This is a genomic window from Wolbachia endosymbiont (group B) of Hofmannophila pseudospretella (assembly GCF_964028515.1).
GTDB lineage: Bacteria > Pseudomonadota > Alphaproteobacteria > Rickettsiales > Anaplasmataceae > Wolbachia.
Genome location: NZ_OZ034788.1, coordinates 420,432 through 433,794, shown reverse-complemented (window position 1 = coordinate 433,794; position 13,363 = coordinate 420,432). Strand labels below are relative to the sequence as shown.

The following is a 13,363-nucleotide window of genomic DNA, read 5'->3' as shown; positions in this document are numbered from 1 at the left end:
ATTATAAAGTATTCAATAACTAAACTGGAGATAATAAAAAATGGACATAGAATATAGACATATAATATGAAGGATATATGCTAGTTAAAATAGGTACGAGAGGAAGCGACCTTGCGATCACCCAAGCTTTGGAAGCAAAACAAAGATTATTAGAGTCTTTTCCTAATCTATCCGTTGAGATCATAAAAATCAAAACTTCTGGTGATAAATATGCTAATGTAACCCTTGCTGAAATAGGAGGTAAAGGACTGTTCCTCAGGGAGATTGAGGATGAGCTACTTGAGAACAATATAGACATGGCGGTTCATTCGCTAAAAGATGTACCTGCGTTTTTCTCGAAGGACTTAACAATTCCTTGTGTTTTAGAGAGGCTAAGTCCATGTGATGTATTTATTTCTCATAAATATAAGAGCCTAAAAACTTTGCCACAGCAGGCTACAATTGCAACTTCTTCAATAAGAAGAAAAGTTCAGCTGTTAAATCTCAGGCCAGACTTAAATGTAGTGCCACTGCGTGGAAATGTGACAACTAGACTGCAAAATCAGAATTTTGATGGAATGATTTTAGCCGAAGCAGGACTGATAAGATTAAAAAAACACCATTTAATTACAGAAGTATTATCACCAAAAGTCATGTTAAACGCAGTAGGGCAGGGGGCAATTTGCATTCAATGCCGAAAGAATGATATAAAAGTTATCGATCTTTTAGAGAAAATTAATAATAATATGTCTTTTATAAGGGCAAAATCAGAGCGCAGTTTCATGAAGACAGTAAATGGTTCATGCTTTACACCGCTTGCAGCTTTAGCAGAATATATGAGTGAAAACATGCTACGTCTTCGTTGTATGTTAGCGGGCGAGAGAGGTATATACTTTACTGAACGCACTTCATTTGTAGAAGATGCAGAAGAAATGGGTGTGAATGCAGGAGTAGAGTTAAAATCGAAATGCTTATAAGCTTACCTAAAGTACGTGGAATCTATCGTTATAATGTTTCGATGTCTAAAATGACATGGTTAAATGTTGGTGGCCAAGCTGATGTACTTTTTAAGCCATGTGACATTGAGGATCTAATATGCTTGATAAAAGATGCGGAGTTGCCAATTAGTGTTATCGGTGCAACATCCAACATAATAATTCGAGATAGTGGCATTCGAGGAATAATGGTGAAATTAGGTAAGGAATTTGCATATATAAAATGTAAAGATAATAACTCGATTGTTGCAGGTGGTGCTGCATTGCTTAGTAACCTTGCATACTTTGCCGGGGAGCAGCAAATTAGTGGACTTGAGTTTCTTGCAGGAATTCCAGGAACAGTTGGTGGTGGAATAGAAATGAATGCAGGTGCATATGGTAGTGATATTGCAAGTGTTGTACAGTCGATAAGGGCAGTGAATCTAGAAGATGGAAATTTGTATGAATTCTCCAGCGAAGAAATGGGATATTTTTATCGTGGACATGATCTAAAAGGCAAGTGGATTTTTGTTGAAGCTGAATTTAAAGGAGTAAGTTCAGAGTATGAGCTTATATTGCAAAGATTAAAGGAAGTTATTGACAAAAAAAACAAAAGCCAACCAGTAAGAGGAAAAACTGCTGGCTGTATATTCAAAAATCCAAGGGGTTATCAGGCATGGAAACTGATTGATGAGTCTGGCTGCCGAGGATTAAATAACGGCAGAGCTAAAATTTCTAAGAAACATTGTAATTTTCTGCTCAATTACAACAATGCAACTGCACTTGACTTAGAAAACCTTGGCAACAGAGTACAAAATGCAGTAAAAGATAAATTTAATGTTGAGCTTGAGTGGGAGATAAGGGTTTTAGGTAGTTATAGTTCTACCTCTACCTACTGATTGTTCAATGCTATTTACTTCTGAAGTGTTATCACTTGATGTAGTATGGTTGCTATTCTTTTCCTGTGAAGAAAAGCATTCTTCTACTTTTTCAACTATAGGTGGTAGATATATCATTGCAAGTACTGCTAGGACTGACATAACAAGTCCTATTAGTGCACCAAGGTTAGCTGCTGAGTTTATACTTGGCATTGTATCTGAAATAGCATTTATAGCTGCACTTAAACCAATTCCGATTACTACTTGAGGAATAAATAGTATACTGAATAACTTAAATAATTCTGGATCTGGATCAGCAAATATGGACATGAACAACACAATGGGTATAGAAATAAATGCTGCAGAAACAACAGTAGCAATACTGCCTATAATAAGAGGAGATAAAGGTGCACTTAATGCATAACATACAAGACCTGTTGTAGCACCTGTAAGCGCTCCTATTGGTACTCACTCCTATTGCCTTTCCTATCATAGCTGGTATAAATAATACATCAACTATTAAATTTGGCATATTTTAAAAACTTAATCAATAATAGAATATTCACTATTTTTCTCTTATTTGTCAAGTTATCTTAACCTAATTCCAAAAATTGTTGTATAGTATCAATTTGAAGTTTTGTTTTTAATGCATAAGTTCACAGTACTCTTTTCTATACTGTTTGCAATAGTTGCTTACTATTTAAACAATGAAGTGATATTTGAAGTCGCAAAGCTATTTAGTGATATATTTATCAGTTTATTGAAATTGATTAGTTTACCTTTAGTTTTTCTATCAATAGTTTCAACAATTTCTGGACTTAAAGACTCAATTGAAATTAAAGTATTACTTAAAAAGACGCTGTTTTATACTTTGCTTACAACCATTATAGCTGCGTTTGTTGCACTATCTTTCTATTTATTCATAGATCCAGTAAGAAAAAATTTCATAAGTAACACGATAGAAAGTGTGAGTGACAGCAACCACAATTACTTTTCATACTTAAAATCACTCATTCCTTCGAATTTTGTGCAAGTTTTTCTTGAAAATAACGTTATTGGCAGCATATTGATTGCTTTTTTAATGGGCGGAGCTATTATTTCACTTTCAAAAGAAAAACAAGATATATTACACCAAATATTTTCTGCACTGTTTGATACACTTCTTAAAATTGCTCAAGGGTTGTTAAAGTTTATTCCTCTTGCTGTGTGGTCTTTTATCACATGTTTTTTATACGAGTTAAAAGGTGGCAGTGAATTCCATAGTCTTTTTTGGTATTTTGCTTGCATAATGTCTGCAAATTTCGTGCAAGCATTTGTAATTTTACCACTACTCATGTGGTATAAAGGTATATCACCAATTCAAACGATGAAAGGTGTTATGCCAGCACTTACACTTGCATTTTTTTCTAAATCATCTAGTGCAACGCTGCCTACAACTATAGAATGTGTGCAAAATCAGCTAAAGGTACCAAAGAAATTGTCATCTTTTATTCTACCAATATGCACAACAGTCAATATGAATGCGTGTGCTGCATTTATTTTAATCACAGTGATGTTTGTTGCAGAGATGAATGGGCACACATTTTCCTTAAGTGAGATGTTCATATGGATTTTTTTAGCTACAGGGGCTGCAATTGGTAACGCTGGAGTGCCGATGGGGTGCTATTTTATGGCAACTAGTTATTTGGTATCAATGAATGTTCCTTTGTACATTATGGGATTGATTTTGCCTATTTATACAATCATTGATATGTTTGAAACTGCAATAAATGTGTGGTCTGATATCTGTATAACACAGATAATTAATAAAGAATTTAAAACTTAAGAATGATATTAGATAATACAATAATAAAAGAATTTGAAGAGGCTGGTGCGATTTTGCACGGACATTTTGTACTCTCGTCAGGGCTGCACAGCAACACTTACATACAATGCGCTAAAATTTTTGAAAATCCAAGCAGAGCAATGAACGTTTGTGAGCTATTGGCGAATAAAATAAGAAAAGAGATTATTGAACCTGTAGACTTAATACTATCTCCTGCAATTGGTGGAATAATCGTGGGTTATGAGATTGGCAGACAGCTTGGAATCCGAACAATATTTTGCGAACGTGTTAATGGTAAATTTGAATTACGCCGTGGATTTGAGATTAAACAAGGTGAGAAGATATTACTAATTGAAGATGTGATTACCACAGGTAAATCTTCACTTGAAGCAGTAAAATGTGCAGAAGAGAAGGGAGGTAAAGTTGTTGCTGAAGCTTCTTTGATCAAGAGAAATAGTGAAACAAAACTGCCCTTTCCTGTAATATCTTTGATTGAACTTAATATCGAAAACTATAGCGAGGAAGAATTGCCAAGAGAGTTAAAACAATTACCCATAACGAAACCTGGGAGTAGAGAATATTTAACAAAGTAATTCTATATAGTATATTTTCTCTTCATTTAGCTAAGGTTTGTATGGGCTTTTTAAATTTCGCCCATAAAACCCTATTGTGATTAAAAATACACTAAATCTTGGTTTGCGTATATTCCATTATCTGCTATAAAAGGTCCAAGTTTTCTGTGCATTTATCGAAATTATCTGTACAACCTGTTAATTCACGACCTACATCACCAAGTACTACTTTTGCTACTTTAGAACCTATATCATCATATGCTGCTTTTACTAGTTGATAACCTATAGCATCGAATACTATTTTTGTTGCTTTAGAACCTATATCATTCAATGCTCCTTTAGAACCTACATCATCTGCTGTTTCTTCCCCCTCATGTTCTGGGTCGTTCCAATCATATCTCATAATATACTCCTTAATTTAAATTAATACTAATTTTAACATATCAATGTAAATATTGTATTAATATAGTTGCTTTAATAGGGTGTCATTCCAGCGCATGACGCTGGAATCCAGAAAGGAACAATGGATCCCAGTGTCTGAGCACTGGGATGACAAGGTAGTAAGCACTGGGATGAAACCTTTTTGCTTCAATATTTTGCACAGTAGCCATGCAACTTAACAGATACTTTTCTCTTCATTTATCCTCAGGTTTTTATGGGTTAAACAACCCATAAAAACCTTAATATAAAAACCCTGCTGTGATTAGAAATACACTAAATCTTGGTTTGTACATGTTTCATCTTGTGCAGCAAAAGACAATAATTTTGCGCTCTCAAGGAAACTTTTTGCACTAGCTTCTAAGAGATCAGATTTTACTTCTGTGAGTTCACATGTAATCTGATCTATTTTCCCATTCAAATTTTTATGTGCATCTTCGATTAATTTATTCATTTCATCTTCTAAAAGCTTCCTTACTTCTTTGTTTTGTGAAGTGACAATATAATCTATTTTGCTTGTGATTTCAGGTTTGATAAGGCTTTCAATTTTTTCTTCAGTATATTTTTTTACTTCTTCTTCTACCTGAGTTTTGATTTCTGGCTTTAGCAAATCTGCAACTTCTGGTCCTACTTTTTTCACTGCATTTTCAGCTGCATTTTTTGCTGCTTTTTCAGCATTTGCTTCTACTGATACCAAAATCCATTACTGACCGAACAAATAAGAAACATTACAAACTCGTTTAATAGTAGTACTGGAAATATTGACAATAAAATTACACAAAACATCTTCAAGTAAACCTATGGTATCGTAGATACTATTGCGTAAAGTATTGTATTTGATATATTGCCACAACCTTTCAACAGGATTCAGTTCCGGTGAATAAGGAGGCAAGTATATGATGGTAATGTTTTCCTGAATTTTCAAACTTTTTGATCTATGCCAACTTGCACAATCCATTACAAGAAAGGCTTCTTTCGTGCCTAAATCTTTCGACATCTGCTCCAGAAATATATTCATACAATCAGTGTTTACATATGGAGCAAGTAGGCTAATTTTCTTACCACTTCTTGGATTTACCGCACTGTAGATATAGAAATTTTGTCTACCAATTTTCATTTTAACCTGTGTTCTGACCCCTTTTTTAAACCATCCGTGTCCGATTTTTGAATGAGTTCCAAATCGTGATTCATCAAAAAAATACCTCCTTTTCAGGGTGGGAATTGACTATTTTATTGAAGTATTTTTTAAACTCTTCTTGCTTGTTTTTATCTTGTTTATGGTGAATTGGCCTCGGTGTTATGTAAGAAAACTTCATCCTTTGTATCTCACGGTGCACTGTTGATTTGCTAATGTTTAGGCCAAATTCCTCTGAGATTTTTATTTGCACTTCCTTAATAGTAATATTTGGATTTCTTTCTACCCATATTTCAATTTGCTCACGTTGATTTTTGTTTAATTTGCTTTTTCTTCGCCGCTGAGACGGGGAAAATAATCTTTCTACTCTACCAAATTTTAGATGCTTTATCCATTCAGTCAAAGCAGTCCTTGAAATTTTACATATTCTTGCCACAGCGCTTATACTACTTTCTTTTCCTGCTATCACCGCTTGTAACTTTTTTGAAACATATGCGTTATTTCTGACCTTTTTTAACATTTCTTTCGCCAAATTTACAACTTTTTCGTCTAATAGTTTTGACCTTAATGCCATTTATACCTCTCTATTTTATCTACTTTAGTATCACTTCTTTCCCATTATTGTCTATCTGTTCTTTATATAGTGGGAATTGGTATGACTTTACTGTGTTATCAATTGAAGTCGATATTTTTTTTTCTATTTGATTAGCTTTTTCGGTAGCTATTTGATTAGCTTTCTCTTCAGCTAAAGTTAGCATTTTTCCTTCTATTGTTTTTACTTCATCTTGAGCTGCTTTTCTAGCTTCTAGTTTTAAATCGTTACCCATTTGAGATATTACTTGTTCTGCTGCTTTTTGTGCTGCTTTATCTATGCCCAACCAGCCTCCTAATGTATCACTCACACCATATGCTAAAGTTTCAGAACTCAATTGACTTTCCGAATTTTTTGGTAGTGAATTGAGCAGTTCAAGATTTGATCTTAGATTATAATAGCTTGGTTGATCGTTCGAATTATTACTATATTTTGCCATATAATATACTCCTTGATTTAAAAATTATTCTAATATTATCATGTGAATATAAACGTTATATTAATATTGATATAACTGATTTTCAGTTTAGTAGTATAAATTTGTAACGCCTTTTAAAAAAATTCATGACTTGGTTATAAAGAGCATTATATTGGTATCATGACTAACTTGGAAAAGATGAGAGAAAAACTGCAGAACCAAATTAATTACCATAATATCTTATATTATCAAAAAAGTAAGCCAGAGATAAGTGATGCTGAATATGATGAACTGAAAAAAAAGTTAGCTGCGATAGAGCCAGAAGCTTATGCAACACAAGATAGTGTTGGTGCTCCGCCTGATGAGAGATTTTCTAAGGTGGAACATCAAGAACCTATGCTTTCTCTTGAGAATGCTTATGATGAACAAGGTGTAGAAAAATTTTTGTCTAAAATAAAGAGATTTTTAATTGCAGATGAAATAGAGATATTATGTGAGCCAAAAATTGATGGATTGTCATTTTCTGCAATTTATGAAGATGGGAAATTTGTTAAAGCTGCAACTCGAGGTGACGGTTTTGTAGGAGAGGATGTAACTCACAATGTTGCAACAATAAAAGGCTTTCCTAAGTTTTTACAAGATGTGCAAGGAAGACTAGAAGTAAGGGGTGAAATATATATCAGTAACAGCGACTTTTTAAAGTTAAATGAAAATAATGAATTCGCTAATCCTCGAAATGCAGCTGCTGGTTCTTTAAAGCAATTGAATGCGAACATTACAGCAAAAAGGCCTCTTAGATATTTTGCTTATTCTTTAATTGGTGGAATAGAGAAAAGTCAAAGTGAGATACTAGAAAAGCTTGAGAAATTTGGTTTTTGCGTAAATGAGCATCGTTCCTTAACACGTAGTTTGAATGGAATGCTAAAGTTCTATAACGAGATCTATGATTGTCGTTATAACTTGGATTATGATATCGATGGGATAGTCTATAAAGTGAATGATTTGGTGCTACAAAGTCGTCTGGGAAGTACACACAAAGCGCCACGCTCAGCGCTTGCATATAAGTTTTCTGCGATTTATGCGAAGACAAAGTTAAATAAAATATTTATACAGGTGGGTAGAACGGGGGTTTTAACTCCAGTTGCAGATTTGGTACCAGTCAATATTGGCGGAGTGCTAGTTAGCAGAGCAAGTCTACATAACCAAGATGAGATAAAACGTAAAGATATAAGAGAAGGAGATGTTGTAACAATTAAAAGAGCTGGAGATGTAATTCCTCAAATTGTCAAAGTAGATGAAGGTTCTCGTCATACAAATATACCTGAATTTGTTTTTCCTGACATATGTCCTGAATGTGGTAGTAAAGTGCAGATTGAAGGAGTGGCAGTAAGATGTCCTGAAGAATTTAATTGCAAGGCTCAAATAGTAGAAAAACTAAAACATTTTGTGTCAAAAGATGCATTTGACATTGTTGGCCTTGGTGAAAAACAAATAAAGTTTTTTTATGATCTTAGCCTAATAAGACAAATTCCAGACATTTTTATTTTAGAGGAAAGATTAAAAGAGTTTTCCTTAAAAGAGCATCATGGTTGGGGCGAGAAGTCAATAGCTAATCTATTAAGTGCTATACAAAACAGAAGAGTAATCACTCTAGATAGGTTCATATTTTCTTTGGGTATCAGATTTATCGGCCAAGTTGCAGCAGAATTGCTCGCAAATTATTATGTATCTTATGATAACTGGTATAATTCGATGTCATCAAATGATGTTGAGTTGGTAGGTATAGATGGTATAGGAGAAAAAGTAGCTGAATCTTTAAAATCGTTTTTTTCTCAGGAACGTAACATTAAAATGTTAAATGATCTTACTGCATATCTGCAAATTCTTCCCGTGAGCTCCAACTCTAGCGATTCTTTTTTGAATAACAAAATTATAGTGTTTACTGGTAAGCTACGTGCTATGAGCAGAGGGGAGGCAAAAGTAAGAGCTAAAGTTTTAGGGGCAAAGATCAGTTCAAGCCTTTCTACTAAAACTGACTATTTAATTGCAGGAGAAGATCCAGGTTCAAAATATAAAAAAGCAATGGAATTGGGTGTGGAAATTTTAGATGAAGAACAATGGAACAAATTGTGCTAAAAACAACTTAATCTGACGGGAATGAATTAACTGATAGAAGAATTGAAAACTAATATCAGACTCTTATTTAATATAATTGAACACTCCCTGCTCTTTTTTTTATCAGTCGTTTATTATCAATTAATGAGACTATAGCCAAAATTGTTTCGATCTGCCCTACTTTTCTACTAATGATCTGATTAAGATTTTTTTCATTGAGCTTGGCAATATCATTGCTTACAAGGATAAAGGCATTTTTATATATTTCCCGAATAATTGAGAATTGTGAATCAGGGTACTAGCGCCTATTTCTAGTAGGTTTTTGTGTAAAATGTTCGTATAGGTTTGTAACAATTGAAACATCTGGTTTATTTATAGCTTCCCTTAAAGAAAGAACTAACATTTTCTTTAAGTTAGCTTGTTTATCTATATCAATTAAAAGTCTAGGATCACTTTCTACAGCTAATATCTTTTTCCACCATAAAATCATAACTTTTTTATTAGAATAATATAGCTTGATTGTTAATTATATCTGTGAGAAAATCAAGAATTGTGTATTTTTTTATATTTTATATAGGATTATTAACATTCACTTTAGTTTCAGAAACATACTGCAAATTAGAATCATAAAAATCTTTAATGTTCATTTTTCCAAAAACGCAAAAAAAGTACCTACCTTTGTGAAAACAAGCCTATAAAAATATGGTTGTAAAAATGGAAGCTTAAAATCATTGCAGCAAAGTTAGGCAAATTGGTTCATATGTAAATTTAGTGAAAGTAAGCCAATATAGATGATTTCATAGTGTAGCAAAATCACTATATTGAAAAGTTTATATGGTACACCAATTGATTCTAAAAAAATGTTTTCACACTAACTGGTTTTGGGTGCTGGAAGTGACCAAATTACTTAGGTTGTTTAATACTGAATGAGTATAAATTTATTTCCTTCTACTAATCGTACATGGCCCAGAGTGGACAAATGGGAAGATTATACTATTAAAGATCTATAATATTAGAGCTCTGCCTAAAAAGTAAATCCATTAACTTTTATTCCACAACTTTGCAGTATTACTTATTTAATGATGAGATAAGAATTGCGTACTAATAAATAATAAAAGTTAATATAATAATAGAAATATTGACATATTAACAATATTATTATACTCTTAATATAATTAAGTAATTAAGAGAAATTATGAGTATTGTATTGTTTTATAAGAAGTTTAATGACCATGATTTAGGTGATGATAAAAGTTCTTTGAGAAAAAAGTTCAACGAAATAATTAAAGATTTAAAAGAGAACAACAGTACAAGCCAAGGGAATATAAAATTAATAAAAGGTGATGGGAATATTGAATATTCTCGAGCTAAATTAAGTGATAGTGACAGATTATTATTTACAAGTATAAAGCATAACAACAAAGATGCTTTTGTTATTTTAGAAGTAATTCTGAATCATGATTATCATAAGTCTAGATTTTTAACAAATAGAGAGAAAATAAAAAACATAGAAGTAACAAGTGAAGAAGTTCCTGATACAGTGGAGATTGAAGATGTTCCACAAGTTAGTTGTCTCGGTAAATTTATTACTTTTAGTGCAAAGCAGGAAGATATAGTTGAAAGGGTTGGAAAGCTTGAATTACCTTTAGTTATCAATGGGGCCGCTGGTAGTGGAAAAACATCAGTGGCTTTGGAGAGCCTAAAGAAGATAAAAGGGAAGTTTGAGGGAGGAAAAATTCTATATATTACCAAATCCGAAAATCTTATAAAAGAATCAAAAAAATTACTTGAATACGAATACTATGATGAAACTGCTAATGAGTTCAAGATTGCTGCTCCGGAAGAAATTGATTTCTTATCTCTTCATGAGTTTCTTGAAAAGCGAGCAGAAGATATAAAAGGAAAGAAGCCTATTGATAGAAGTAAATTTTTTTCATGGTTCAACAGAATATGCAAGAAAGATAAATTTAAAGAGTATAAAAAAGATGGAGATAAAATATTTGAAGAATTTACAGCTGTAATAGGTGGAGGAGACTTATTGGGAGAAGATGGAAAAGATAGATATGGTAAATTAGGAAACAGACAATCTATGTTTTCTGTAGATGAAAGGAACAGTATTTATGATTTTTTTAAAGAGTACAGGAAGTTTATAGAAAAAGATTCAGAGTATTATGATCCTAATCTTGTTGCGTATGAGTGCATTACAGAAGGAATGTATAGTGCGATTGTTGTAGATGAAGTACAAGATTTGACCGAGAGCACACTGAGTTTAACATTAAAAAGTTTAAAAGATGAAAGTAAGGCTAATTTTTTGTTATGCGGTGATATTAATCAAGTAATACATCCTAGTTTTTTCTCTCTATCCAAGTTAAAATCTTTTCTCTGTCAAAATCAATGTATAAGGGATCAAGGGTCAGAAGTTTTTTATACCCTTGAGAAGAATTATCGTAATAGTGAACAAGTCATTGAGCTTGCCAACCGTATACTACATCTTAAGAATTATTGTTTTGCTTCAGAAGATAAAATAACAGTAGACAACGCTTTTCTAATGAAGAGTGAGACTAAGAACAAAGGGAACGTTGGCTTTATTATTGATGATAAAAAAGAAGAAATAGCAAAAAAAATAAATGAATCTGTAAATTGTGCTGTTTTAGTTCTGGATGATGAAAGCAAAGAAGATGCTCGTAAATTGTTTGATACTCCACTTGTGTTTAATATACATGAAGCCAAAGGCTTGGAATTTGAAAACGTGATTCTTTACAAGTTTACATCATGTAAAGCTTACAATGAAATATGGAATATAGCATGTCCGAATAAAAGTGAGGGGGAGATAGAGAATACTATTAATAGAATTCGTGATTCATATAACGAAAGGGAAGTTAACACTTCAAGAAATAAGGATAAGAAAGATAAGTCTTTGGAGAAATATAAATTTTATATGAACGCTCTGTATGTTGGAGTTACTCGTGCTGTTGATAGTGTATATATTATAGATGATGAGAGTAATTTATTGAAAATAATAGAGCCAAGGGAAGAAGGTAATGTAAATATTGAGCAGGAAAAATCGAGTCCTGAAGAATGGAGAAATAAGGCACTAGAGTTAATAGAAAAAGGAAACATAGAGCAAGCAGAACTTATAGCAAGGAAATTGCAAAACGAAGGAAAAAAAGAATATGCTGAAGAGATTATGAATGCGTTGAGAGCTAATAGGTATCATGAAGAGGATCAGATCTTAGATAAGAACAAGCATACAAATTCAGTGTTAGAGAGTGATATAAGTTCTAGGTCTTCACAAAGCTCAGAACATGAAGGGAAAGATGATGATATTAGCAACCTTCAGAATAAAAAGGGTAAACATGATCAAAATAAAAAGAAGAAAGCTAAAAAATATCATCAAGTTCAAGAGGTAAAACCACAGCTTTCTTTAGAAGATAGTACTAATAGAAAACACAATAGCAAAAAGCCTCAGAATGAAAAGTATAAACAGGATTTAAATGACGAAAAGGAATCAAAAAGATTAGAGAAAAATGCAAATGAATTATTTTTAGCTTTACAAAATAAAAATTTGAAAAAGGCTGAACGGTTAATTAAGAAAGGAGTTAATGTTTATGCTAGAGATAAAGTAAATCGTACTTTTTTACATTGGTCAGTAGAAAATGGTCACGTAGATATAGTTAAACTTCTTCTGGATTATGGAGCTGATGTTAATGCTCGGGACCAGATGGGGTCTGCTCCTTTGCATGTTGCAGCATTAGGGAATCATGAGGATGTAATTAAACTTCTTCTGGATTATGGAGCTGATGTTAATGTTAAGGCTAAGAAAGGTATTACTCCTTTGGTATTTGCACTCAAATTTGGCCATTCCAAGGTAGTTGATCTTCTTCTTGCTGATCCAAATATTAATGTTGGTTGTATAGATCTCAAATCCGTTAAAAATGGAGAAGGTAAAAGAAAATATGTTATAAAAAGAGTTCAAGATGGTGAGTTGTTTAATAAGGTAAAAGAAGTGGCAAACCAAAAGGATACAGGTAAGCTAGATAAATTACTTAAAGAGATAGAAGAATTACTGGAATCAAAAAACAAACATGGTTTCAAACCAAGCTTAAACTATTCTCCAGATGGTAATGATGAAAATACTACTGTTGAAATTGCTATTCAAGCTGGTGGAAAGTTACTGCATCTTTTATATGCTTATGCTGAGAAGAATATAAGTAAAGACACTGAAATATTTAAACGACTCAAACATGCTAAAGAAAACTCTCATTCTAAGAGAGATCTTTGTGATGTTTCTGTTTTTAAACATTCTACTCCAGATCAAGGCTTTTTGTTTAGTAATGGTTAATGCTTCCTTCTATAATTCAAAACCCATACTCACCCAACCTAATTGATTACTTGCAATCTGGATTCCAGTTTTAAGCTACTCGGATGACAGAGAAA

Annotated in this window: 11 protein-coding genes; 6 read left to right on the top strand and 5 right to left on the bottom strand. The window is 32.7% G+C overall.

Annotated features, from left to right (window positions below):
- The first annotated feature begins 77 nt into the window (after window positions 1-77).
- A complete protein-coding gene (hemC, locus tag ABWU24_RS02040; protein WP_015587760.1) occupies window positions 78-956 on the top strand; it encodes a hydroxymethylbilane synthase in 879 nt (292 codons plus the stop codon).
- Window positions 947-1,852 carry a UDP-N-acetylmuramate dehydrogenase gene (gene murB / locus ABWU24_RS02035; RefSeq protein WP_353274374.1) on the top strand — a complete coding sequence of 302 codons (906 nt, stop codon included), beginning with the start codon at window positions 947-949 and terminating at the stop codon, window positions 1,850-1,852. The genes hemC and murB overlap by 10 nt, the downstream gene beginning before the upstream one ends.
- On the opposite strand, the gene ABWU24_RS02030 is transcribed toward murB, so the two are convergent.
- Window positions 1,820-2,161: a hypothetical protein gene (locus ABWU24_RS02030; protein ID WP_353274372.1), complete on the bottom strand. Its 342-nt coding sequence runs from the start codon at window positions 2,159-2,161 to the stop codon at window positions 1,820-1,822. The genes murB and ABWU24_RS02030 overlap by 33 nt on opposite strands.
- A 316-nt stretch (window positions 2,162-2,477) precedes the next feature.
- Here ABWU24_RS02030 and ABWU24_RS02025 point away from each other — a divergent pair, with 316 nt between their 5' ends.
- Together ABWU24_RS02025 and pyrE are read left to right on the top strand one after the other, a co-directional pair.
- Window positions 2,478-3,656: a dicarboxylate/amino acid:cation symporter gene (locus tag ABWU24_RS02025; RefSeq protein ID WP_341815824.1), complete on the top strand. Its 1,179-nt coding sequence runs from the start codon at window positions 2,478-2,480 to the stop codon at window positions 3,654-3,656.
- Between the two features lie 2 nt (window positions 3,657-3,658).
- The gene (gene pyrE / locus ABWU24_RS02020) at window positions 3,659-4,249 is read left to right on the top strand and encodes an orotate phosphoribosyltransferase (protein WP_015587756.1); all 591 of its coding nucleotides are present in this window, start codon (window positions 3,659-3,661) and stop codon (window positions 4,247-4,249) included.
- A 124-nt stretch (window positions 4,250-4,373) separates the two neighbouring features.
- Here pyrE and ABWU24_RS02015 read toward each other — a convergent pair whose 3' ends face one another.
- From ABWU24_RS02015 to ABWU24_RS02000, 4 genes are all read right to left on the bottom strand, one after another.
- Window positions 4,374-4,631, bottom strand: coding sequence for a hypothetical protein (locus tag ABWU24_RS02015; RefSeq protein ID WP_041581309.1), 258 nt, complete (start codon window positions 4,629-4,631; stop codon window positions 4,374-4,376).
- 300 nt (window positions 4,632-4,931) lie between these two features.
- The gene (locus ABWU24_RS02010) at window positions 4,932-5,363 is read right to left on the bottom strand and encodes a hypothetical protein (RefSeq protein ID WP_353274370.1); all 432 of its coding nucleotides are present in this window, start codon (window positions 5,361-5,363) and stop codon (window positions 4,932-4,934) included.
- A 6-nt stretch (window positions 5,364-5,369) separates the two neighbouring features.
- Window positions 5,370-6,375 (bottom strand): IS630 family transposase gene (locus ABWU24_RS02005; protein ID WP_353274215.1). Its coding sequence is split into 2 segments (ribosomal slippage): window positions 5,370-5,864 and window positions 5,866-6,375, totalling 1,005 coding nucleotides; the frame shifts between segments, so codons are not numbered across the junction.
- Window positions 6,376-6,394: 19 nt separating this feature from the next.
- A complete protein-coding gene (locus ABWU24_RS02000; RefSeq protein WP_353274368.1) occupies window positions 6,395-6,832 on the bottom strand; it encodes a hypothetical protein in 438 nt (145 codons plus the stop codon).
- Window positions 6,833-6,991: 159 nt separating this feature from the next.
- On the opposite strand from ABWU24_RS02000, the gene ligA reads away from it, so the two are divergent.
- Both ligA and ABWU24_RS01990 read left to right on the top strand, forming a co-directional pair.
- Complete coding sequence (ligA, locus tag ABWU24_RS01995) at window positions 6,992-8,947, top strand: NAD-dependent DNA ligase LigA (RefSeq protein ID WP_341815822.1); 1,956 nt, start codon at window positions 6,992-6,994, stop codon at window positions 8,945-8,947.
- A gap of 1,174 nt (window positions 8,948-10,121) precedes the next feature.
- Entirely contained in the window at window positions 10,122-13,268 is a 3,147-nt protein-coding gene (locus ABWU24_RS01990; RefSeq protein ID WP_353274367.1) for an ankyrin repeat domain-containing protein, read from the top strand.
- Window positions 13,269-13,363: the final 95 nt, after the last annotated feature.

What these genes read in the sequence shown, in the direction of transcription:
- hemC (WP_015587760.1), top strand. Translation starts at nt 78, where the DNA reads ATGCTAGTTAAAATAGGTACGAGAGGAAGCGACCTTGCGATCACCCAA.
- murB (WP_353274374.1), top strand. Translation starts at nt 947, where the DNA reads ATGCTTATAAGCTTACCTAAAGTACGTGGAATCTATCGTTATAATGTT.
- ABWU24_RS02030 (WP_353274372.1), bottom strand. Translation starts at nt 2,161, where the DNA reads ATGTCCATATTTGCTGATCCAGATCCAGAATTATTTAAGTTATTCAGT.
- ABWU24_RS02025 (WP_341815824.1), top strand. Translation starts at nt 2,478, where the DNA reads ATGCATAAGTTCACAGTACTCTTTTCTATACTGTTTGCAATAGTTGCT.
- pyrE (WP_015587756.1), top strand. Translation starts at nt 3,659, where the DNA reads ATGATATTAGATAATACAATAATAAAAGAATTTGAAGAGGCTGGTGCG.
- ABWU24_RS02015 (WP_041581309.1), bottom strand. Translation starts at nt 4,631, where the DNA reads ATGAGATATGATTGGAACGACCCAGAACATGAGGGGGAAGAAACAGCA.
- ABWU24_RS02000 (WP_353274368.1), bottom strand. Translation starts at nt 6,832, where the DNA reads ATGGCAAAATATAGTAATAATTCGAACGATCAACCAAGCTATTATAAT.
- ligA (WP_341815822.1), top strand. Translation starts at nt 6,992, where the DNA reads ATGACTAACTTGGAAAAGATGAGAGAAAAACTGCAGAACCAAATTAAT.
- ABWU24_RS01990 (WP_353274367.1), top strand. Translation starts at nt 10,122, where the DNA reads ATGAGTATTGTATTGTTTTATAAGAAGTTTAATGACCATGATTTAGGT.